Annotated in this window: 18 protein-coding genes; 12 read left to right on the plus strand and 6 right to left on the minus strand. The window is 71.1% G+C overall.

Features of this window, described 5'->3' with window-relative positions; genetic code table 11:
• Positions 1-6: 6 nt before the first annotated feature.
• The 6 genes from ACH34R_RS30745 (at position 7) to ACH34R_RS30770 (ending at position 6,930) form a co-directional block, all read left to right on the plus strand.
• Positions 7-516: a cellulose synthase gene (locus tag ACH34R_RS30745; RefSeq protein ID WP_397565013.1), complete on the plus strand. Its 510-nt coding sequence runs from the start codon at positions 7-9 to the stop codon at positions 514-516.
• Between the two features lie 385 nt (positions 517-901).
• Entirely contained in the window at positions 902-1,897 is a 996-nt protein-coding gene (locus ACH34R_RS30750; RefSeq protein WP_397565014.1) for an ABC transporter permease, read from the plus strand.
• A 56-nt stretch (positions 1,898-1,953) separates the two neighbouring features.
• Positions 1,954-3,723, plus strand: coding sequence for an ABC transporter substrate-binding protein (locus tag ACH34R_RS30755; RefSeq protein WP_397565015.1), 1,770 nt, complete (start codon positions 1,954-1,956; stop codon positions 3,721-3,723).
• A gap of 92 nt (positions 3,724-3,815) precedes the next feature.
• Positions 3,816-4,829, plus strand: a complete 1,014-nt coding sequence (locus ACH34R_RS30760) for an ABC transporter permease (protein WP_397565016.1) — start codon at positions 3,816-3,818, stop codon at positions 4,827-4,829.
• Between the two features lie 14 nt (positions 4,830-4,843).
• Positions 4,844-5,872, plus strand: a complete 1,029-nt coding sequence (locus ACH34R_RS30765) for an ABC transporter ATP-binding protein (RefSeq protein WP_397565170.1) — start codon at positions 4,844-4,846, stop codon at positions 5,870-5,872.
• Positions 5,869-6,930, plus strand: a complete 1,062-nt coding sequence (locus ACH34R_RS30770) for an ABC transporter ATP-binding protein (protein ID WP_397565017.1) — start codon at positions 5,869-5,871, stop codon at positions 6,928-6,930. Before ACH34R_RS30765 ends, ACH34R_RS30770 begins: the two co-directional genes overlap by 4 nt.
• Here ACH34R_RS30770 and ACH34R_RS30775 read toward each other — a convergent pair.
• The 3 genes from ACH34R_RS30775 to ACH34R_RS30785 form a co-directional block, all read right to left on the minus strand.
• On the minus strand, positions 6,927-7,610 hold the full coding sequence (locus tag ACH34R_RS30775; RefSeq protein WP_397565018.1) for a response regulator: 684 nt from the start codon (positions 7,608-7,610) through the stop codon (positions 6,927-6,929). The two genes, ACH34R_RS30770 and ACH34R_RS30775, sit on opposite strands and share 4 nt — an antisense overlap.
• Positions 7,607-8,863: a sensor histidine kinase gene (locus ACH34R_RS30780; RefSeq protein WP_397565019.1), complete on the minus strand. Its 1,257-nt coding sequence runs from the start codon at positions 8,861-8,863 to the stop codon at positions 7,607-7,609. Before ACH34R_RS30780 ends, ACH34R_RS30775 begins: the two co-directional genes overlap by 4 nt.
• 70 nt (positions 8,864-8,933) lie before the next feature.
• Positions 8,934-9,791, minus strand: a complete 858-nt coding sequence (locus ACH34R_RS30785; protein ID WP_111171597.1) for a RecB family exonuclease — start codon at positions 9,789-9,791, stop codon at positions 8,934-8,936.
• A 306-nt stretch (positions 9,792-10,097) separates the two neighbouring features.
• Here ACH34R_RS30785 and ACH34R_RS30790 point away from each other — a divergent pair, with 306 nt between their 5' ends.
• The 3 genes from ACH34R_RS30790 to ACH34R_RS30800 all read left to right on the plus strand — a co-directional run bounded on the left by ACH34R_RS30790 (position 10,098) and on the right by ACH34R_RS30800 (position 14,692).
• Entirely contained in the window at positions 10,098-11,192 is a 1,095-nt protein-coding gene (locus ACH34R_RS30790) for a site-2 protease family protein (RefSeq protein ID WP_397565171.1), read from the plus strand.
• Between the two features lie 388 nt (positions 11,193-11,580).
• The gene (locus ACH34R_RS30795) at positions 11,581-13,065 is read left to right on the plus strand and encodes an FHA domain-containing protein (protein ID WP_397565020.1); all 1,485 of its coding nucleotides are present in this window, start codon (positions 11,581-11,583) and stop codon (positions 13,063-13,065) included.
• A 115-nt stretch (positions 13,066-13,180) separates the two neighbouring features.
• Positions 13,181-14,692 (plus strand): hypothetical protein, encoded by a 1,512-nt coding sequence (locus ACH34R_RS30800; protein ID WP_397565021.1) that lies wholly within the window; start codon positions 13,181-13,183, stop codon positions 14,690-14,692.
• 18 nt (positions 14,693-14,710) lie between these two features.
• Here the strand turns inward: ACH34R_RS30800 and ACH34R_RS30805 are convergent, their stop codons facing one another.
• From ACH34R_RS30805 to ACH34R_RS30815, 3 genes are all read right to left on the minus strand, one after another.
• Positions 14,711-16,048, minus strand: a complete 1,338-nt coding sequence (locus ACH34R_RS30805; protein ID WP_397565022.1) for a S8 family serine peptidase — start codon at positions 16,046-16,048, stop codon at positions 14,711-14,713.
• Positions 16,049-16,138: 90 nt separating this feature from the next.
• Positions 16,139-16,348 (minus strand): hypothetical protein, encoded by a 210-nt coding sequence (locus ACH34R_RS30810; RefSeq protein WP_397565023.1) that lies wholly within the window; start codon positions 16,346-16,348, stop codon positions 16,139-16,141.
• A 94-nt stretch (positions 16,349-16,442) separates the two neighbouring features.
• Entirely contained in the window at positions 16,443-17,540 is a 1,098-nt protein-coding gene (locus tag ACH34R_RS30815) for a GNAT family N-acetyltransferase (RefSeq protein ID WP_397565024.1), read from the minus strand.
• Positions 17,541-17,612: 72 nt separating this feature from the next.
• On the opposite strand from ACH34R_RS30815, the gene ACH34R_RS30820 reads away from it, so the two are divergent.
• The 3 genes from ACH34R_RS30820 (at position 17,613) to ACH34R_RS30830 (ending at position 21,802) form a co-directional block, all read left to right on the plus strand.
• The gene (locus ACH34R_RS30820) at positions 17,613-18,476 is read left to right on the plus strand and encodes a tRNA (adenine-N1)-methyltransferase (protein ID WP_397565025.1); all 864 of its coding nucleotides are present in this window, start codon (positions 17,613-17,615) and stop codon (positions 18,474-18,476) included.
• 200 nt (positions 18,477-18,676) lie between these two features.
• Positions 18,677-20,449 (plus strand): proteasome ATPase, encoded by a 1,773-nt coding sequence (arc, locus tag ACH34R_RS30825; RefSeq protein WP_397565026.1) that lies wholly within the window; start codon positions 18,677-18,679, stop codon positions 20,447-20,449.
• Positions 20,450-20,614: 165 nt separating this feature from the next.
• Positions 20,615-21,802 (plus strand): acyltransferase family protein, encoded by a 1,188-nt coding sequence (locus tag ACH34R_RS30830; RefSeq protein ID WP_397565027.1) that lies wholly within the window; start codon positions 20,615-20,617, stop codon positions 21,800-21,802.
• The last annotated feature ends 6 nt before the right edge of the window (positions 21,803-21,808 follow it).

Raw genomic sequence — 21,808 nt, forward strand, 5'->3', positions numbered from 1 at the left:
CCCGACATGAATCAGATCGCGTGGTTGCCGCTGTGCGCCGGAGTGACCGGTGTGGGGCTGGTGATCAGTTTCCTGCTGCTGCGGCGCAGGGGCGCCGCGGCCGGGCTGCGTGCGGCGGCCTGGTCGCTGCTGCCCATGGCCGCGTACCTCACGGGGGCCCTGCCCGTGCTGTGGAACATCGGCAGCTCGGTCGTCGGCTTCGTGACCGGCCTGGTCTTCTCGCCGACCGTGTGGATCGGCGTGGCCCTGACGGGCCTCGCGGTGGTCCTGTACCTCGTCTCGGGCTTCCTGCGCGGCCGTGGCCGGGCCAAGGCCGACCGGCGTACCGGCGCCGCCGCCGAGCCCGCGCAGCGGCAGGCCGCACCGGCGCAGCCGCGTCCGGGGGTCGCCGCTCCGGCTCCGCCGGCCGCCGCGACGCAGCCGTTGCCCACCCGGCGACCGGCGTCCGCAAAAAAGGCCGCAGACGATGATTTTTCCGACATTGAGGACATTCTTAAGCGACGCGGAATCAGTTAGCGGCACTTAGGGGCTGACCGAAATTCAAGTCAGGGGCGATGTCAAGGATCTCCTCCGCCCTTGGTGGCCCTCCGTGATCTCGTCCGCGGTGGTCGCGACGCCGCCCCATATCGATCACATGGGGTGATGACCGTTATGGTGTGAGTAAGGTCTCGTGTCACCGAATCGAGACGGAATCAGAACAAGTTCTAGATATTTCGCCAAGATCGATACGAATACGTGTCGCGTGAATCACAGTTGCGCTACATCGCTGGCCAAAGGGCTAGTCAGCGCAGTTGGGCGCATACATTCTGCCTTCCGGGGACCGCACTCAAGCGGCTTCCCCATTCAGGCGCACACCCGTGCCTGCCGGGACAACGTCGTCTGCGACCCAGGGGGCTGAAGTATGACCGCACCGCTCGATGTCTCCGGATCGGCCCCGGAGACCCCGCCGGAGTCGGTGCTGGAGGGGGCAGGCGGCAAGAGCATCGCCGGCCGGTCACTCGGGCAGATCGCGTGGTCGCGGCTGAAACGCGACAAGGTCGCCATGGCCGGCGCGGGCATCGTGATCCTCCTCATCCTGATGGCGATCTTCGCCCCCGCCATCGTCGGGCTGCTCGGCCATCCGCCGCAGCTGTTCCATGAGGACCTGACCGATCCCAACACCGGTGTGCCGATCGGCGCGTTCGGCGGAATGAGCTGGGACTTCCTGTTCGGCCTGGAGCCGAGGAACGGGCGCGACCTGTTCAGCCGCGTCGTGTACGGCGCGCGGATCTCCCTGCTGATCGCCTTCCTCGCCACCCTGGTCTCGGTGGTGATCGGCACGCTGATGGGCGTCGTGGCCGGCTACTTCGGCGGCTGGGTGGACACCCTGATCGGCCGCACGATGGACATCTTCCTGGCCTTCCCGCTGCTGGTCTTCGCCATCGCCCTGGTGGGCGCGATCCCGGACACCGCGTTCGGGCTCACCGGCGACTCACTGCGGATCGCCCTGCTGGTGTTCATCATCGGCTTCTTCAACTGGCCCTACATCGGGCGGATCATCCGTGGTCAGACGTTGTCCCTGCGCGAGCGCGAGTTCGTGGACGCCGCGCGCAGCCTGGGCGCGCGCTGGCCGCACATCATCTTCCGCGAACTGCTGCCGAACCTGATGGCACCGATCCTGATCTACGCGACGCTGCTGATCCCGTCGAACATACTGTTCGAGTCGGCGCTGTCCTTCCTCGGGGTCGGGGTCCGGCCGCCCACGCCCACCTGGGGCGGCATGCTGGCCGATGCGGTGCGGTTCTTCACGTTGCCGCACTTCGCGATCTTCCCGGGGATGGCGATCTTCATCACGGTGCTGTCCTTCAACCTGTTCGGCGACGGACTGCGGGACGCTTTCGACCCGCGCACCCGTTAGCCCGCCTACCCTCCACGATCCCCCGGCTCCATATCCCAACAAAGGGGTGCGAAGTAATGAGAACAAGATCCGGAGTGGCCATCGCGGCCATCGGAACCGCGCTGGCGCTCGGCCTATCGGCCTGCGCGGGCGGTGGCGGGAACACACCTCCCGGCCAGTCCGGTGGCGGCTCGGCCGGCGCGGTGAAGGAGGAGTTCAACGCCGCGCTCGGCAAGGTCTACAACCCGTCCAAGGCCAAGGGCGGGATCGTCAAGATGGCCCATGAGGGCACCTGGGACAGCCTGGATCCGGGTAACACCTACTACGGTTACTCGTTCAACTTCGCCCGCCTGTACGGCCGCACCCTGGTGATGTTCAAGCCCGCTCCGGGCGCCGAGGGCAACACGCTGGCCCCCGACCTCGCCGAGAGCCTGGGGGAGACCAGCGACGGCGGCAAGACCTGGACCTACAAGCTACGCAAGGGCGTGAAGTTCGAGGACGGCACGGAGATCACCTCCAAGGACATCGCCTACAGCGTCGCCCGCTCCTTCGACAAGCAGGTGCTGCCCAAGGGCCCGAGCTACCTCAATGAGCTGCTGGACTGGCCCAAGGACTACAAGGGCGCCTTCAAGGAGCCGGACAGGGACATCAGCTCGGCGATCGAGACGCCGGACGACTACACGATCATCTTCAAGCTGAAGGCGGCCTTCGGCTCCTTCGACTACATCGTGCAGATGCCGATGACCATGCCGGTGCCCAAGGCCAAGGACACCGGAACGAAGTACCAGGAGCACGTGATCGCGTCCGGGCCGTACATGTTCGACAAGAACGAGATCGGCAAGTCCTTCTCCCTGAAGCGCAACCCGAACTGGGACCCGGCCACCGACCCGAACCGCCCCGCGCTGCCCGACGGCTTCGAGGTCCAGCTCAACGTCAATGCCGACGACATCGACAACCGGCTGATCTCCGGCGACGTGCACCTGGCCGTCACCGGCCTCGGCCTCCAGCAGGCCGCGCGCACCCGCGTGCTGAACGACCCCGTGCTGAAGGCCAGGACCGACAACGCCAAGCTCCAGCGGCTGTGGTACCTCTCGGTCATCCCGGACATCGAGCCGTTCAACAACATCGAGTGCCGCAAGGCCGTGCTGTGGGCGGTGGACCGCACGTCGGTTCAGCGCGCCTACGGCGGTCCCAACGGCGGTGACATCGCGACCGGCATGATCCCGCCGTCCCTGGGCGGCTACAAGGAGATCGGCACCTACGCCACCCCGGGCAACAAGGGCGACGTCAACAAGGCCAAGGCGGCCCTCGCGGCCTGCGGCCAGCCGAACGGCTTCAGCGCCGACATCTCCTACCGCAGCGAGCGCCCGGGCGAGAAGGCGTTCGCCGAGGCCGTGCAGCAGTCGCTGGCCAAGGTCGGCATCAAGCTGACGCTCAAGCCCTTCCCCGACGGCGACTACTTCACCCTGTACGCCGGCAAGCCGGACTACGTCAAGCAGAACAAGCTCGGCCTGGCCGTCAACGGCTGGGGCTCGGACTACCCGGAGACCTTCGGCTTCCTCCAGGCCATCGCGGACAGCCGTACCATCCGTGAGTCCGGCAACTACAACCTGAGCATCAAGATCCCCGAAGTCGACCAGAAGATCGACCAGGTCAAGGGCGAGGCCGACGTCGCCGCCCGCGACGCCCTGTGGGCCGAGATCAACCAGCGCATCATGGACGAGGCGGTCACCGTGCCCGGTGTGTACGCCAAGTCGATCCTGATGCGCGGCAAGGGCCTGACCAACCTGTACGTCAGCGACTCCCAGCAGATGTACGACTACGTGGGCCTCGGCGTTCAGCAGTAGGCGTTCCTGGCGATCATCCAACGAGATAGGCAGGTGAAGGCCACGACGGCCGCCGTCAGCGATCCTGGCGGCGGCCGTCAGGGCCGGGCACTGTGATCACATACATCATCAGGCGCCTGATCGGCGCGGTGATCATGCTCGTCATCGTGAGCATCGTCACCTTCGCGATCTTCTTTCTGGTCCCGCGGCTGGTCGGCGCCACTCCGGAGAGCATGGCGAGCCGCTATGCCGGTCGTACGGCCACTGCGGAGACCCAGCAACTGATCGCCCAGCGGCTCGGCTTCTACGACCCGATGCCGGTGCAGTACGGCAGGTTCGTCAAGGGCCTGGTCGTGGGCGCGGAGTACGACACGGGCACCAGCGTCGAGAAATGCCCGGCGCCCTGCTTCGGCTACTCCTACCTCACCCAGCAGCCCGTGTGGCCCGACCTGATGGACCGGTCGCGGATCACGTTCTCGCTGGGGGTCGGGGCCGCGGTGATCTGGGTGATCGCCGGGGTGGCCACCGGCGTGATATCGGCCCTGCGCCGCCGCAGCTTCTTCGACCGGGCCGCGATGGGCATCGCGCTGGCCGGGGTGTCCATGCCGGTGTTCTTCACCGGCATGATCTCGCTGGTCTTCTTCAGTTACTACCTGGGCTGGACCGTGCCCGGCGGGACCTACGTCGACTTCACCGTCGATCCGTTGCAGTGGGCCTACAGCCTGATCCTGCCCTGGGTCACGCTGGCGTTCCTGTTCGCCGCGGGCTACGCCCGGCTCACCCGGGCGGGCATGCTGGAGACCATGAACGAGGACTACATCCGCACCGCGCGGGCCAAGGGCCTGCCCGAGCGGACGGTGGTGGTCAAGCACGGCCTGCGGGCCGCGCTCACGCCGATCGTGACCATCTTCGGCCTCGACTTCGGCCTGCTGCTCGGCGGCGCCGTGCTCACCGAGAGCACCTTCTCCCTCAACGGGCTCGGCAAGTACGCCATCGAGGCCATCGTCAGCAACGACCTTCCCAAGGTGATGGGCGTCACCCTGCTCACCGCGGTGTTCGTGGTGATCGCCAACCTGATCGTGGACCTGCTGTACGCCGTCGTCGACCCAAGGGTGAGGCTCGCGTGAGCGCCAACGACACCATGCCGCATCTGGCGGTCCGTGACCTCAGCATCCACTTTCCGACCGATGACGGCCTGGTCCGCGCGGTGGACGGGCTGTCGTTCGGGCTGGAGCGCGGCAAGACGCTCGGCATCGTCGGGGAGTCCGGCTCGGGCAAGAGCGTGACCAGCCTCGGCATCCTCGGCCTGCACTCCGGTGGCAACGCCAGGCTCTCCGGCGAGATCTGGCTGGACGGCGATGAGCTGATCTCCGCGCCGCCCGAGGCCGTGCGCAAGCTGCGCGGCAAGAAGATGGCGATGATCTTCCAGGACCCGCTGTCGGCGATGCACCCGTACTACAGCGTCGGCAAGCAGATCATCGAGGCGTACCGGATCCACAACAGCGTGAGCAAGGCGGCGGCCCGCCGGCACGCGATCGACATGCTGGGCAGGGTCGGCATCCCGCAGCCGGACCAGCGGGTGGACGACTACCCCCACCAGTTCTCCGGCGGGATGCGGCAGCGGGCGATGATCGCCATGGCGCTGTCCTGCGACCCGGAACTACTGATCGCCGACGAGCCCACCACGGCACTGGACGTGACCGTGCAGGCCCAGATCCTGGACCTGATGCGCGACCTGCAGCGCGAGTTCAACTCCGCGCTGATCATCATCACCCACGACCTGGGCGTCGTGGCCGAGCTGGCCGACGACATCCTGGTGATGTACGGCGGCAAGTGCGTCGAGTACGGCGCGGCCGAGGACATCTTCCTCACCCCCGAGCACCCCTACACCTGGGGCCTGCTCAGCTCGGTGCCAAGGCTGGACCGGGAGCCGACCGAACGGCTGGTGCCGATCAAGGGCGCTCCGCCGTCCCTGATCAACATCCCGTCCGGCTGCGCCTTCCACCCGCGCTGCCCCTACGCCGCGGAGTCCGGCGAGCGGGCGAAGGAAGAGGTGCCGCCGCTGGCGGAGACCGCGACCGGCGGGCACCTGGTGCGTTGCCACCTGTCCCGCGCGCGGCGGCGGGAGATCTGGGAGAACGACGTCAAACCGATCTTGGAGACCACGTGAGCACCTCGACGACCGATGCCGCGGATCTTCCGGACGGCGAGCCCCTGCTCGCGGTGACCGGCCTGGAAAAGCACTTCCCGGTGACCAAGGGGCTGCTCAAGCGGCAGGTGGGCGCCGTGCAGGCGGTGGACGGGGTCTCCTTCAGCGTCCGCAAGGGCGAGACCCTGGGCCTGGTGGGCGAGTCCGGGTGCGGGAAGACCACCACGGGCCGGCTGATCACCAGGCTGCTCGACCCCACCGGCGGGAAGATCGTCTTCGAGGGACGGGACATCACCCACATGTCGCAGTCCCGGTTGCGCCCGCTGCGCCGGGACATGCAGATGATCTTCCAGGACCCCTACTCGTCGCTGAACCCCCGGCACACGGTGGGGGCGATCGTCGGCGCGCCGTACCGCATCCAGGGCATCAAGACCGAGCAGGGCGTCAAGAAGGCCGTCCAGGAGATCCTGGAGACGGTCGGCCTCAGCCCGGAGCACTACAACCGCTACCCGCACGAGTTCTCCGGCGGCCAGCGCCAGCGCATTGGGATCGCCAGGACCCTCGCCCTGAGGCCCAAGCTGATCATCGCCGACGAGCCGGTCTCCGCGCTCGACGTGTCCATCCAGGCGCAGGTGGTCAACCTGCTGGAGGACATCCAGAACGAGCTGGACCTCACCTACGTGGTGATCGCCCACGATCTGTCGGTGGTCCGGCACATCTCCGACCGGGTGGCGGTGATGTACCTCGGCAAGATCGTCGAGCTGGCCGACCGCAAGAGCCTGTACGGCTCGCCGATGCACCCGTACACCAACGCGCTGCTGTCCGCGGTGCCGGTCCCCGACCCGCGGGGCCGTACCGAGCGCGGTCGCATCCGGCTCAAGGGCGATGTGCCCTCCCCGCTCAACCCGCCCCCGGCGTGCCGCTTCCACACCCGCTGCTGGAAGGCGCAGGACATCTGCAAGCAGCAGGAGCCGCCGCTGGTCGAGCGGGCCGGCGGCCACCAGGTCGCCTGCCACTTCCCGGAGAACGTCCCCGCGCAGGCCACGGCGGACGCGACGGCTGCGAAGGCGGTGGACTAGGGGATCGCGCCCGGAGTGATCAGCCCGGTTTCGTAGGCGAGCACCACCGCCTGCACCCGGTCGCGCAGCGACAGCTTGGTGAGCACGTTGCCGACGTGGGTCTTCACGGTGGTCTCGCTGACCACCAGCTCGGCGGCGATCTCGGCGTTCGACATGCCCCGGGCGATCAGCCGCAGCACCTCCAGCTCGCGCTCGGTGAGCCGGTCCAGGCGGGCGGGGGTGGACTGCGGGTGGGCCGGTGGCAGGCGGGTGGCGAAGCGGTCCAGCAGGCGCCGGGTGATGCTCGGCGCCACGATCGCGTCGCCTGCGGCCACCACACGGATGGCGTTCACCAGCTCGTCGGGGGGCACGTCCTTGAGCAGGAAGCCGCTGGCCCCGGCGCGCAGCGCCTCCACGATGTACTCGTCCAGGTCGAAGGTGGTCAGTACGAGCACCTTCGGCACATGGACCCCGGCGGTGGCCTCGCGCACGATCCTGCGGGTCGCGTCGATGCCGTCCACGCCCGGCATCCGCACGTCCATCAGCACGACGTCCGGCAGCAGAGCGCGGGCCTGTTCCTGAGCCGCCTTGCCGTCGCCGGCCTCGCCGACCACCGTGAGGTCGGTCTCGGCCTCCAGGATCAACCGGAAACCGGTACGCAGCAGCGGCTGGTCGTCCACCAGCAGCACTCTGATCGTCATCGTCCGTCCTTGAGCGGGAACCGTGCGCGTACCTCGAAGCCGCCCCCGGCGCGCGGGCCGATTCTCAGCATTCCACCATAAAGCGCCACTCGCTCGCGAATCCCGACCAGCCCGTGGCCCGGTCCATGCCGCTCCCCGTCCGGCCGCGGGGCCTCCGGGCCGCGCCCGTCGTCCTCGATCCGCACGGAGAACTCGCCCGGCTCGTGGCGTACCGTCACCCACGCCCGCGCTCCCGGCCCCGCGTGCCGCAGCGTGTTCGTCAGCGCCTCCTGGACCAGCCGGTAGGCGGCCAGGTCGATGCCCGGCGGCAGGTCCCCGCGCTCGCCCTCGGTCCACAACTGGGTCGGCAGCCCCGCCTCGCGCATCTGCTCCACCAGCGCGGGCAGCTCCAGCGTGCCGGGCTGCGGACCGCGCTCGGCGGGCCCCGCCCGGCCGTCGTCGGTCCTGAGCACCCCGACGATGTTGCGCATCTCCGCCATCGCGGTGCGCCCGACCTCCTCGATCGCCGACAGCGCCTCACCCGCGCCCTGCGGGTTGGTGGTCAGGATCCGCCTGGCCGCGGCCGCCTGCACGGTCATCACGCTCACATGGTGGGCCACCACGTCGTGCAGCTCCCTGGCGATGCGCGAACGCTCCTCGGCCCGCGCGGCACGGGTGTCGGCGTCCCTGGCGCGCTCCAGCCGTTCGGCCCGGTCCTTCAACTCCGCCAGGTAGGCCCGCCGCATCCGCAGGCTGCGCCCGACCACCCAGGCGGTCACCACGACCGGGACGCCCACCAGCAGCACCGTCCGGGTGTCGGCGTCCACCCCGGAGGACACGCCCACGAGCACGGCCAGCACGTCCAGGCCCAGCCCCGCCAGGCTGACCGCCAGCCCCCGGTGCGCGGCCACGCTGTAGACGGCGACCAGGGTGGCCGTGCCGATCATCGAGGTGTCATGGCCGGTCATGACCAGCGCGAGTTGCGCCGTCTCCAGCGCGCACAGCAGCGCGAAGGGCCATCTGCGGCGCACCGCCACGGCGGCGCAGCCGAGCAGCACCGCGACGCTCCCGGCCGGGTCGGGGGGACGCGCGCCGGACGGCAGGGGCGAGATCAGCTCCGCCGCCGCGGCGGCGACGAGCAGCGCGGCGAGGAGGGCGTCCGGGACCAGCGGACGGTCGCCGAGCCAGGCCCGCAGGCCGCCGAGGGTGGTGAGCACGCCTTCAATGTAGAACTTCGCCGCGCGCACCCACCCTGCGGCAGGAGGATGCGCCATCCTCCTGCCGCAGGAACCCCCGCCCCGGCCGGGCGATCCGGGGCCCCGTCACAGCTCGTCTACAACTCGTCTAAAGCTCGTCGCTGGCGGCGCGACGGCGACGGCCGCCGGCCACGGTGTCCCCCGGGCGCCGCTCGGGCAGCGGCGGGGGAGTGCCGCCGAACTCCGGGCACAGCGCCTGGTGGTCGCACCAGTCGCACAGCCTGCTCGGCCGGGCCCGCCACTCGCCGGTGCTCATCGACCGCTCGATCGCCTGCCACAGCGCCGACACCTTGCGCTCGGTGGCCAGCAGGTCGGCCTCCTCGGGCGCGTACCGGACCACCTCGCCGTTGCCGAGGTAGACCAGTTGCAGCACCCGCGGCACCGTGCCGTGCAGCCGCCACAGCGCGAGCGCGTAGAACTTCATCTGGAACAGCGCCCTGGCCTCGAAGTCGCGGCCGGGCGCGGTGCCCGTCTTGTAGTCGACCACCCGGATCTCACCGGTCGGCGCGACGTCGAGCCGGTCGATGTAGCCGCGCAGCATCAGCCCGTTGCCGAGCACCGCCTCCACGTACAGCTCGCGCTCGGCCGGCTCCAGGCGGGTCGGGTCCTCAAGGGTGAAATAGCGCTCCAGCATCGTGCGCGCCTGGTCCAGCCAGGCCGCCTGCTCGCCCTCGTCGGCGAACATCTCCGCGGTCTCCGGCTCGCGCTCGCGCAGCCGCTCCCACTGCGGTTCGAGCAGGTCGAGCGCCGCGCGCACGGTGCGCCGCCCGGCCGGCAGGTCGTACAGCCGCTCCAGCACGGCGTGCACCACCGTGCCGCGGACCGCCGCCGGCGAGGGCCGCTCGGGGATCTGGTCGATCACCCGGAAGCGGTAGAGCAGCGGGCAGGTCATGAAGTCGCCGGCCCGCGACGGCGACAGCGCGCCGATGACCGTCGGCGCGCTCATCGCCCTCCTGCCCGCACCGCGCCGAGCGGGTCACGACATCGGCGGGCCTGGGACGGCCGGGTACGCTCCACCATGACCCGCACTTTAGGCCACCGCGCCGACATCTTCACGATCCGGCGCCCCGCGAGGCGCCCGCCACGCCGGACCGTCCGGGCCCTGTGACGCGTAGCATCGAGGTCTACAAGGCATCTAGGCTCTAAGGCGGAGATGCCTGCATGGCGAAACGCGCCTCCATCGGCAGACGCGGCAGAAGGCGGAGCGAGACGAGTGAGCAGCGAGAGCCCACAGCGATCACCGGGTCTGCGGATGGGCCGGCCCTTCGGCATCCCGGTGTACGTCTCGCCCACGTGGTTCATCGTGGCGGCGTTCATCACCATCACCTACAAGGAGAGCGTGCAGCTCAGCGTGCCCGGGCTGAGCGAGGCGGCGGGCTACGCGGTGGCCTTCGCCTTCGCCGTGCTGCTGTACGTCTCGGTGCTGTTGCACGAGCTGGCGCACTGCGTCGTGGCCAAGCGGTACGGCCTGCCGGTGCGCCGGATCACGCTCTACCTGCTGGGCGGCGTCTCCGAGATCGAACGCGAACCCGACTCTCCCGGCAGGGAGTTCATGGTCGCCTTCGCCGGGCCGCTGCTCTCCCTGGGCCTCGCCCTGGCCGGGTTCCTGCTCGACGTCTTCGTCGTGCCCGAGGGCGGCATCCTCGGTGTCCTGACCTGGCAGCTCTGGGTGGCCAACCTGATCGTCGGCGTGTTCAACCTGCTGCCGGGCCTTCCGCTGGACGGCGGGCGGATGCTGCGCGCCGGGGTGTGGAAGGCCACGCGTGACTCCGGCTCGGGCACCGTCGCCGCCGCGTGGGTCGGCCGGGGGCTCGCCATCGTGCTGGCCGCCATTCCCCTGATCCTGACGCTGATGAGCGGCGGGCAGGTGTTCAACCTGTTCGTGCTGTGGTCGTTCCTGCTGGCCGGGTTCATCTGGTTCGGGGCCAGCCAGTCGCTGCGCACCGCGCGGGTGCGGGCCCGCATCCCGCAGGTCAACGCGCGCAGCCTGGCCAGGCGCGCGATCCCGGTGACCTCGGACGTGCCGCTGGCCGAGGCGCTGCGCCGGGCCTCGGCGGCCCAGGCGGGCGCCATGGTCGTGGTCGACCACGACGGCAGGCCGATCGCCCTCGTCAACGAGGCCGCCGTGGAGGCCACGCCGGAGCAGCGCAGGCCGTGGGTGACCGCGGGCTCGCTGGCCCGCACGCTGGAGCCCTCGCTGGTGCTGGCCGCCGACCTCAGCGGCGAGGCGCTGATCGACGCCATGCGCGAGACGCCCGCGGGCGAATACCTGCTGGTCGAGCGGAGCGGCGAGGTGTACGGCGTGCTCGCCACCGCCGACGTCAACCGGGTGTTCAGCGGCGTCTGAGGCGAACACGCATCCGGTCCGAGCCCACCTCCCCGGCCTGCGTGGTTCTGTAGGAGAATGGGCCCGGGTGCGCCCGCCCGCCACCGTGGGCCGATCGTTACCTTACTGATAGTTCCCTGCCCCCGGCCCGCCGGCGCCGCTCGGCGGCGGCCCCGCCACCGGCCTTTCCACGCTCGCGCTCATCGCCGTGCCGTGCGTGTGCTGGGAAGGCGTTCGGCCCTGCCTTCCCGCGGTTCCGCCGGGAGAAGGACCGGCCCCCCCTTCGGACTGGTGACGCTCCTGCCAGAAGGTCTACTAGGGTTCTTTTTGCCACGGTCCGACCGCCGGCGCATTCTAGACGCACTTCCTAGTGGTATGGATCTGTGTGATTCCGGGGAGGGAGAGTTCTGTGACCGACCAGGGCTTCGGAGTGGTCCGTCCGCTTCCTGGCAACGGGCTGGTCGCCCATGTGGGCGGCCTGGTCCTGGTGTGCGACGCGGTGGACGCCGTGGCCTCCGAGCTACTGGAGGCGGTCCGTGACACCGCCGCCACCGGTGGCGACGGCAGGGCGCTGGCCCGCCGTGCCGCCCAGGTGCTCGCCCGGTCGATGACCGCGGAGCCGATCGGGTGCGCGGTCGCCGGTCCGGCCGCGGGCGGCATCGCCGTACTGGTCAGCGGGGAGGCGTCGGCCACCGTCGAGTCCGAGTCGGGCGAGGTGGCCCTGGCCGGGCGCGACGCGCTCACCTGGACCGACCGGCTCGTGCCCGGCCCCGTACGGCGCGTGGAGCTGCGCCTGCCCGGCGCGGGCGACCCGCACCCGAGGACCAGGCTCGATGAGGGCGTGGTCGTCGGCGGCGGCATGACCGGCGAGTACACCGGGGCGGGCGAGCCCGATGACCGTCCCGCGCCCGCCAGGCCCGCCCAGCGCGAATGGCGGGCCCCCGAGCCGGACCTCCAGCCCGCGCTCGTCGAGCCGGAGCCTGAGCGCGCCGCCCCGCCGCCCGCCGTGCCCGCCGTACCCTCTGTGTCGTCGCCGTCCGCCGCGTCGCCTGTGCCGCCCGCACCTCCTGCGCCGCCCGTGCTGCCCGCGCCGCCGGCCCCGCAGCCCGATCCGCGGGCGCCCTACCCGATGGGCGGCGACCACTACCCCGCCCCGATGGTCCCGCCCGTCCCGTCCGGCCCCTCCGGTCCCGCGTACGGCATGCCGCCCGGCCAGCCCTCCGAGCAGTTCCCGCTGCCGCCGCCCGGCCCCCAGGGCGAGCCGCCCGCCCCCGACGACGCGGGCCCCGGCCTGGGCAACGGCTCCGGGGGCTTCCCCGACCTCAGGGAACAACCCTTCGAGGCCCTGCCTCCCGCGCCCGAGCAGGCCGAGCCCGCCGAGCCGGAGGCCCCCGCCGACCAGGGCGACCCCGGCTCCCGGGCGCTGGTCCTCGGCGTCGACTGCAAGAACGACCACTTCAACGACCCCCGCGTGCCGTACTGCGCGGTGTGCGGCATCGCCCTCGTGCAGCGCACCCTGGTCCCCTACCAGGGCCCGCGCCCGCCGCTCGGAGTGCTGCTCCTCGACGACGGCATGACGCTGCGGCTGGACACCGACTACCTGCTCGGCCGCGACCCCGAGCGGGCCGGGGAGGTCACCTCGGGGCAGGCCAGGCCCGCCAAGGTGACCAGCCCGGACGGCTCGGTCTCCCGCCGCCACCTGCGCGTCGCCCTCGACGGCTGGGACGTCAACCTGGTCGATCTCGGGTCGGTCAACGGCACCCAGATCCAGCCGCCCGGCGACCCCAACTTCTACGACATCCCGCCCAACGAGCCGGTGTCCATCGCCCCGGGCACCACCGTGCGGATCGGCGTGTCGCGGACCATGCGCTACGAGTCGCACCGCACCCGCTGAGCCGCGCTTCGCCGCCGCGTGCCCTGACGGTCACCGAAATGAGTAGTGGTCTACTCATTCGGGCCCCTGGCGGCGAATGCGAACATCGGGATCCTGCCGAGTCAAGGGGGACCCGATGCGTGGAGCGGGAATCGCCGCGGTGGTGCTCGCCGTCGTCCCGTGCGCCGTGGCCTGCGGCGGCGGAACCGGCATCGAGCCGTACCGTTGCACGCTGCGCCAAGACGTCAGCACGGGCACGGTGGAGGTCGAGGCCGGCCTCGCCGCGGTGAGCGCGGGCGCCTCCTCCGGTTTCGCCGAACTACGGCGCCCGGGGCGCAAGGGCCGGACCTTCGCCGCCTTCCTGAACTACAAACTGTCCGGCGGCGCGCGGCTCGGCGCGGACGTCGGGTACGCGAGAGCGGACCTGCGCGCGACCGCCGGATCCCAGGTGGGGTTCTACTACGAAAGCCGCGACCGCGCGGTGATCGAGGAGGTCCTGCGCAGCGACGTGCCGCCGGGCGGCTGGGCTCAGATGAGCGTGGAACTCGACGGTTCGGTCGCCGGATCGGCCTCGCTCGGCCTGGCCAAGGTGGCGGAGGTGTCCGCCATCGCGGAGGCGCGGACCGCCGCGGAGCTGACCCGCCACGCCGACAGCGGGTTCACGGTGACCCGCTCGTGGAGCGCCACCGTCACCGCCAAGCCCACCGCCGCCGTCACGGCGCTGCTAGGCCTGGAACGGTCCTCCGGCCGGGTCGTCGTCTCCTACGCCCTGCGCTTCGACGGCGCCGGCAGGCCGCGGCGGCTGACCGTGCTCACCGAGGCCCCCGCCGGGCATGAGCGCGTCCGGCAGATCACCCGCATCCTCGACCTCGGCAAGGCCGCGGACCTGCGCGCGGTACGGCGCGCGCTGCCCGAGATCACCGTCAACCCGCTGGCCCTCGCCCCGCGCGGCGCGTCCTACTTCCTCACCCGGCAGGCGGGGACGCTGGTCAGGCGGATCGAGAAGTCCGGCACCACGGTCCGGGCGCTGTACGAGGTCTCCGAGAAGGAGATCGAGCACGGTGTGAACCTGGTCCGGTTCGGCGGCTCGGTCGGCCACGGCAGCACGCACCGGGTGCTGCGGGAGTCCGTGATCCACACCCCGGACGGCGAACTGACCACCGACTGCGTGGGCGTGCCGTCCGTGCCCGAGGTACGGCGGGGCGCGCCGCCCGGCCTGCCGCCCGCGTGCCTCCCCTCGGCGCTGCCCTCGCCCACGGTGTCCACCCGCCCGCCCGACCCGCTGGTCGGCACGCAGGAGCCGCCCACGGCGCCCGTCGGGGCAGGTCCCCTCCCAGTGCCGCGCCGGGCCGCCATGGCCGTCCCCACGCTCATCGAGACCCCTCTGCCGCCGGTGACTCCGGAGGAGAGCGCGGGGACCGTGACGATCGACGACTGCGGGCGTCCCACGGCGACCGTCACCGTCACGGGCGAAGCGTCCCCCACAGACACCCCTACCGACACCCCCACCGGCACGCCCACCGAGGTGCCGACCGAACCGGCCACATCGCCGCCGGCCGACCAGAGCATCGGCCCGGTCACCGGCGAGCCGACGGATCCGACCGCCGACGATCCGGGCCTGACGGACGTGCTCCCGTCCGACGGGTGACCGTCCCGCCGCCAGGGGTCACACGATCTCGTTGTCGGCGGTCAAGACGGCGGGCAGCGGCCCCGCGCCCGCCTGGGAGCGGGCGAAGGCCATGACATCGGCCGCCGCCTGCCGCGCGCTCTGCCCGGTCCGCGCCACCCGGCGCGCGATCAGGCCCGCGACCAGCGGCGTGGCCAGGGACGTGCCGCTCCACCGGGCGAGGCCGCCGGCGAAGCGGCGGGTCTCGCCCCTGCCGGGGGTCAGCGCGTCGCTGTCGCAGACCTCCGCGGGGCCGTGCCGGTACCGGTAGCGGCCGTGCGGGAAGACGTTGACCAGCTTCTCGCCCGAGGCGTAGACCTTCACCCACGGTCCATGGTTGCTGAAGCAGGCCCGCCGCGGCGGCTGTCCTTGGTCCAGCGCGCCGACCGACAGGACCGAGGGAGAGATCGCGGCATAGCCCGCGGGCCATGGCGGCACGGCGGAGGCGTTGTCGCCCGCCGCCACGACCAGCAGCGGCCTGCCGATCCTGCGCAGGCTCAGCTCGGCCCACCCGATGATCGCCTCCATGGCCAGCGGCGGGTGCCCGCCGCGGGTGGCGGCCCCGGCCACCAGGCCGATCACGTCCGGCACCCGCCCGGAGCCGATCACGCGCCGCAGCCCGCGGCACAGGTCGTACTCGGTGACCGCCCCGCCCCGCAGGTCCGCGGAGACCAGGACGGCGGCGGTGGGCGCCAGGCACCCGACGATCCCGCCCGCGAACGTCCCGTGCCCCGCGTAGGGCGGGATGTCGCCCGGGTCGTACGGCGGGCCCGGCTCCCCGCGCACTCCGGCCATCCAGGTCGCCCCGGCGGCGAGCGCGGTGTGGGCGGGCACCAGGCCGGTGTCGGCCAGGTACACCGCCACGGAGTGCGGGCCGCTGGGCTCCATGGGCGCGGGGTAGGGGAGGGCCTGCCGTACCGGGACCGGCTCGTTCTCCGGGAGCAGGCAGGTCCCGGCGATGGTGAGGACGTGGTTCGGGGTCACCACCGGGATCTCGCGGTTGCCCGGGATGCGGACGTCCACCTCGGCCATGACCTCGGGCACGGAGATCCCCGACGAGGACTCGACGCGGTAGCGGCCCACCGGGTCGCGGCCCGGGACCCTCCCCGCGGGCACGAGCGCGTCCACGCCCGGGATGCGGGCCACGGCGGCCCTCAGCAGCGCCCGGCGCTCACCGTCCCGCCCGGCGATCAGCAGGTGGCCCGCCTCGTAGAGGTAGAAGGGCGCCCGGTGGTCGGGCGAGTCCAGCCCGATCGCCAGATCCGACCCCGGCTGCCGCTCCCTGACGTGCGCGAACCGTGTCAGGGACCGTGCGGGCTGGTACGCCTGCTCGGACATGGCACCGCCTTGGCGTGGACGTCGCTGCGGCATCAGGGTCGATCCGGCGAGGGTCGCCGCGCATGAGTACCGCTCTACTCATTTGCCCCGTCACCGGCCGAGCGCGGCGAGCACCTTCCCCAGCGCGCCGAGCACGTCGCCCTCACCGCTCATGGTCAGCTCCGACACCTTCCCGCCGACGCGCATCATCGCCACGACCTCCGGGCCCCGGCAGCGCACCCACAGCTCCCACGGCGGCGGCGGGTCCTGTGGCACGGCCGGTTCGGACGCGGTCGCCTCCGCCGTCGTCTCCATCGCCATCCGCCTCCCTTTCTGCCGGTCCCCTCGCCCAGACCTGAGCCGTCCGCGCGGGTCCTGATACATGCCCGTCGCGTATGAGCGGGGAACGCGCCGGTCAGGGCCGCAGCCGGGCCCACTGGAGGTCGTCCAGGCGGGTGCCGTCCGGTCCGGGCATCAGCCCGCGGATCAGGGCCTCGGAGGTGAAGCCCGCCCGTCGCAGTACGGCCTGCGAGGCGTGGTTGCCCGGCGCGGTACCGGCCACGATCCGGCTGAGCGCGGTGTGCTCGAAGGCCCAGGAGACCAGCATGTCGACCGCGCGGGTGACGAACCCTCTGCCCCGGTGAGCGGGCAGCAGCGCGTAGCCGAGCATCGCCTGGCCGAGCAGCGGGGTGACGTTCGTGAGCTGGATGTGCCCGGCGAACTCGCCGGTCGCCGCGTCGCGGATCGCGAGTTCGGCCCGCTCGCCGGCGAGCCACCAGGTGCCCGTCATGCGGCACCTGGCGGTGATCTCCGCGAGCGGCGGGGTCTCCGGCGCCACGTGGTACTTGAGCACCTGGGGGTCGTTCATCATCGCGTAGAAGCCGGGTGCGTCCTGCGCGGTGATGGGGACCAGCCGCACGACGCCGTCGGTCAGCTCCCCGCCGGGCGGGAACGGCAGGTACGGCCGGACCGGCTCGCCCGGGTCGCCGGCCAGCCTGGCGAAGGCCACCATGTCGTGGTACTCGCCGTCGCGGCGGTGCTCCAGCCCGCGCCTGATCCCCTCCCGCAGGAAGCCCGCCGCGCCCGCCACCCGCTGGCTGGCGATGTTCTCGACGTCGGCGAGCAGTTCGATCCGCTGCGCGCCGTTCCGGAAGGCCCATTCGGCGACCCCGCGGGCCGCCGCGGAGGCCAGGCCACGGCCGCGCGCCCAGGGGGCGAGCAGGTAGCCGATCGAGTGGCATCCGCGCGTGTCGGGCGGCTTGAGGCGGATCGTGCCCTGCCACTCGCCGCTCGCCGGGTCGGCCACGGCGAACGTCGCCCCGCCGTGGCGCCACTGGTCGGCGGCGGACTTGATGAAGGCCGCCACGTCCTCATGGGTGTAGGGCACCGGCACCGACGGGATGAAGCGGGTGATGAGCGGGTCGGCGCAGGCCCGGACGATCGCATCGGCGTCACCGTCGGCGAGCGGGCGCAGCAGGACCGGGCCGGCCGGAATCACTTCGGGGGTGAACACCCCCCTTTGCTACCAGGCCCGGGCGCGGCTCGGCGAATCATTTGCGCCGATCGCGGCGATAACCTTGCGCACATGGGTTTTCGCAGGCACGGGCCGTTCCGGCCCGGTGATCAGGTTCAGCTCACCGACCCGAAGGACAAGCGGCACACGGTGACGCTGCGCGAGGGCGGCGCTTTCCACACGCACAAGGGGTCGATTTCGCACGACGAGCTGATCGGGATGCCGGAGGGGTCGGTGGTGCGCTCGTCGGGCGGCACGCCGTACCTGGCCTTCCGTCACCTGCTGCACGACTACGCCGTCTCGATGCCGCGCGGCGCGGCGGTGATCTACCCGAAGGACGCCGCGATGATCGTCGGGATGGCCGACGTCTTCCCGGGGGCCCGGGTGGTCGAGGCCGGGGTGGGCTCGGGGGCGCTGAGCTGCTTCCTGCTGCGCGCGGTGGGGGAGAGCGGGAGCCTGACGTCCTACGAGCGGCGGGAGGACTTCGCGGAGGTGGCCCGCAAGAACGTCGAGAAGTTCTACGGCGGGCCTGTGGAGCAGTGGCGGCTGGTGGTGGGCGACTTCGTGACCGCGCTCGACGAGAGCGACGTCGACCGCGTGGTGCTCGACATGCTGGCCCCCTGGGAGTGCGTGGACGCCGCGGCCAAGTCCCTCACCCCCGGCGGGGTGATCTGCTGTTACGTCGCCACGACCACTCAACTCTCGCGTACTGTCGAAAGCATCAGGGACCACGGGAGTTTCACCGAGCCGCATTCGTGGGAGACCCTGATCCGCGACTGGCATGTCGAGGGGCTCGCGGTGCGGCCCGACCACCGGATGGTCGGCCACACGGGGTTCGTCGTCACCGCCCGCCGCATGGCGGAGGGGGTCACCGCCCCGCCCCGCCGCAGACGTCCGGCGAAGGGAGCGTATGGCGACGAGGCGACCGCCCGCTGATGGTGACGATTCAGCCACAGCGGTGAAACGCCTACGACACGGGAACAGATCGCCGTGTTCGTATGCTGCCACTACTAAAGGCATCCATTGGGGATTAATCACCAAGCACCGGTTGTAACTAGACGAACACTGCCCGGCCAGGTTACGGAAAGCCGTTAGATAGGTAGGGTCTTTAGTAGTCGCCCTCGACTGGGAAGGAGGTGACGGGCGTGGCAGCTCGCGATGACGCCGAAGCTCGGGCCGCCCAGCGCGAACGGGAGGTCGCCGACCTCACAACACAGGTCTCCTTCCTCCAGGAAGAGATCACCGCGTTGCGGCGCAAGCTTGCGGAGTCTCCCCGTCAGACAAGGGTCTTGGAAGAGCGCCTGCATGAGGCACAGGCGAATCTGGCCGCGGTCACCGGCCAGAACGAACGCCTTGTGGCCACCCTCAAGGAGGCCAGGGACCAGATTGTCGCCCTGAAGGAGGAAGTCGACAGGCTGGCGCAGCCGCCCTCGGGATTCGGCGTCTTCCTCTCCGCGCGGGAGGACGACACGCTGGAGGTGTTCACCGGCGGGCGCAAGCTCCGGGTCAACGCCAGCCCGGCGGTGGACGTGGCCTCGCTGCGGCGCGGCCAGGAGGTCATGCTGAACGAGGCGCTCAACGTCGTCGAAGCCCTGGGCTACGAGACGGTGGGCGAGATCGTGATGCTGAAGGAGTTGCTCGAAGACGGCGAGCGGGCGCTGGTGATCTCGCACGCCGACGAAGAGCGCGTGGTCCGTCTTGCCGAGTCCCTCAAGGACCAGCCCGTCAGAGCGGGCGACTCGCTCCTTCTCGAACCCCGGTCCGGCTATGTGTACGAGCGGATTCCGAAGTCCGAGGTCGAGGAGCTTGTGCTGGAGGAGGTCCCGGACATCTCCTACGAGGAGATCGGCGGCCTGACCCGGCAGATCGAGCAGATCAGGGACGCCATCGAGCTGCCCTACCTGCACGCCGACCTGTTCCGTGAGCACGAGTTGCGCCCGCCCAAGGGCGTGCTGCTGTACGGCCCTCCAGGTTGCGGCAAGACGCTCATCGCCAAGGCGGTCGCCAACTCCCTGGCCAAGCAGGTGGCGGAGAAGACCGGCCAGTCGGGCAAGAGCTTCTTCCTCAACATCAAGGGCCCTGAGCTGCTCAACAAGTACGTCGGTGAGACCGAGCGGCACATCCGCCTGGTCTTCCAGCGGGCCAGGGAGAAGGCGTCGGAGGGCACCCCGGTCATCGTGTTCTTCGACGAGATGGACTCCATCTTCCGCACCCGCGGATCCGGCGTCTCCTCCGACGTGGAGAACACCATCGTGCCGCAGCTCCTGTCGGAGATCGACGGCGTCGAGGGCCTGGAGAACGTCATCGTGATCGGCGCCTCCAACCGCGAGGACATGATCGACCCGGCGATCCTGCGGCCCGGCCGGCTGGACGTCAAGATCAAGATCGAGCGGCCGGACGCCGAGGCGGCCAAGGACATCTTCTCCAAGTACATCACCACCACGCTTCCGCTGTCCGACGACGATCTGGTCGAGCACGGCGCCTCCCGGGCGGCCACCGTGCAGGCGATGATCCAGCGGGTCGTGGAGCGGATGTACTCCGAGAGCGAGGAGAACCGCTTCCTGGAGGTCACCTACGCCAACGGTGACAAGGAGGTCCTCTACTTCAAGGACTTCAACTCCGGCGCCATGATCCAGAACATCGTCGACCGCGGCAAGAAGATGGCGATCAAGGAGTTCCTGGAGACCGGCCGCAAGGGCATGCGGGTCACGCACCTGCTCGCCGCCTGCGTGGACGAGTTCTCCGAGAACGAGGATCTCCCCAACACCACCAACCCCGACGACTGGGCCCGCATCTCCGGCAAGAAGGGCGAGCGGATCGTCTACATCCGCACGCTCGTCTCCGGCAAGCAGGGCACCGAGGCGGGGCGTTCCATCGACACGGTTCCCAACACCGGCCAGTACCTCTGACCTGACACGAGGCGGCGCGGGCCCGAGCGGCCCGCGCCGCCTCGTGCCGTCAGGCCGGGTCCATGTGACGGATGTGACCGCTGAAAGCCCTGTGAATTAAGGGGAACCGGTCGTCGATCTAGATCGTCCAAGGGGCGTGCGTGCAGACATCGGTGCGGACCCCCGGTGACCGGGCGGGTTCAGGGGCCCGGCACGGTGCGCGTGCCGGCGCAGCGGACGGGCGGCCGTAAGGGCGCCTCGGCGGGGCCGGCGGCGGGCCGGGAGCGGGTGACCGGCCGCATCGCCGAACTCGACCTGCTGCGGTTCCTGGCCGCGCTGGCCGTGGTCGCCTTCCACTACCTGGTCGCCTTCGCCTCGATCTGGGGGGAACGGCCGAGCTCGCTGTTCCCCGGGACCGCGTCCGTCGCCGGGCTCGGCATCCTGGGCGTGGAGCTGTTCTTCATCATCAGCGGTTTTGTGATCTTGATGACCGTGTGGGGCCGGGGGATCGGCGGCTTCGCCCGCTCCCGGCTGGTCCGGCTGTTCCCGGCCTACTGGGTGAGCGTGCTGGCCGTCGCGGGCGTCTACGGGTACACCAAGGCGACCGCGCTGGACCCGCGCCTGTCGGCGGGGGAGTACGCGGTCAACCTCACGATGTTGCAGCGCGCGTTCGGGGTCACCGACGCCAACGGGGTCTACTGGTCGCTGTGGGTGGAACTGCGGTTCTATCTGCTCATCGGCGTCCTGGTGCTGGCCGGGGTGACTTTGGGCCGGTGCCTGGCGTTCATGGGCGTGTGGCTGGCCGCGGCCGTCGCCGCCACATTCGTCGAGCTGGGGCCGCTCACCGAGGCGGCGGACCTCGTCGTGATGCCGAAGTACGCGCCCTACTTCATCACCGGCATGGCCCTGTTCCTCATCCGCCGCTTCGGGTCGTCGATCCCGCTGTGGGGGTTCGTGGCCGCAGGGTTCGCCCTGGCGCTGCGCTCGGCGACGCAGCGGGTGGCCGGACGCGTGGAGGCCGCCGGCTTTTCGGCGATGCCGGTGGAGGACTGGATGGTCATCGCCGCCATCGCGCTCATGTACGCCGTGATGGCCGCCGTCGCGCTCGGCGCGCTGTCCCGGCTCACCTGGGGCGGCCTGACCACGCTGGGCGGCCTGACGTACCCGCTGTACCTGTTCCACACCCCGGTGGCGGTGGTGCTCGTCCCGGGGCTGCGCGACACGCTGCCCCCGTGGGCGGTGGCCTCCGCCGCGACGCTGGCCGCCATCGCCCTGTCCTACGCCGTCTACACCCTGGTCGAGCGGCCCGCGCAACGGCTGTTCCGGCCGCGGGCCCGGGGCAGGCGCGGCGGGGGGCGGCGCGCGGCGGCGTAAAGCCGG

Origin of the sequence: Spongiactinospora sp. 9N601 (genome assembly GCF_044326295.1) — a bacterium.
GTDB classification, from domain to species: Bacteria; Actinomycetota; Actinomycetes; order Streptosporangiales; family Streptosporangiaceae; genus Spongiactinospora; species Spongiactinospora gelatinilytica.